We start from the raw sequence: 722 nt of genomic DNA, 5'->3' as shown, positions 1-722 counted from the left end.
CCGCCGAACGGCGCGTAGTGCAGCAGGTCGCACGGGATCGGTTCGAACCCCCACGCTTCGAGCGCGCGCAGCATGCCGGTGTGGTGCCGCTCCGCGATCACCTGCTTCTCGTCGATCACGAGAACGTTCATGCTGAGCCACTTGCCGCACATCGAGGTGATCCTGAGCAGGCGCTCGTCGATCGGGTCGGGTTCGGGGGCGATCAGGATGTCCCACGAGCTCAGCACCTCGGGCAGGCGGTCGACGTCGATGTATTCCGGATTGACCAGCGCCTTGCCGGGCGCGAGCGGGACGAACGTCGTGTCGATGTGCATCGGCGTGCGGCAGCGGCTCTCGATCTCGTGGATGCGATAGCCGGGCCCGAGATGGCGGCGCAACCAGTCGATGCCCATCCGGTTGGTGACGTTGCTCCGCGTGACGAACAGGTCGCGTCCCGCGCGCACGAAATCCGCCGCGTCAAACACCGGCTCGAACTCGGTCAGGATGTAGCGCATGGGCTCGCCGGCCGCGGGGACACGGAAGTCCGCCTCGAACAGGTCGTCGGTGAGCTGCGGCTTCGGCGCGGCCGTCCAGCGCGCACCGCGCCGGAAGTAGTCCTTGAGGACCGGGCGGTAGGAGTGGGTCTCGAAATACCGGCACGGCCATGCCATCGGGGTCTCGATGATCTCGTCGCCGATCACGAGCATGCTGTCCCGCGGACAGGTGTTGCAGAACCCGCGCGA

General features: G+C 67.2%; 1 pseudogene. It reads right to left on the bottom strand.

The features are described from left to right. A pseudogene (locus AC5P09_RS52055) lies at positions 1–722 on the bottom strand (amidinotransferase); the annotation flags it as partial.

The sequence above is a fragment of the Streptomyces sp. a15 genome, assembly GCF_059026085.1.
This window is presented reverse-complemented; position numbering and strand designations above follow the sequence as displayed.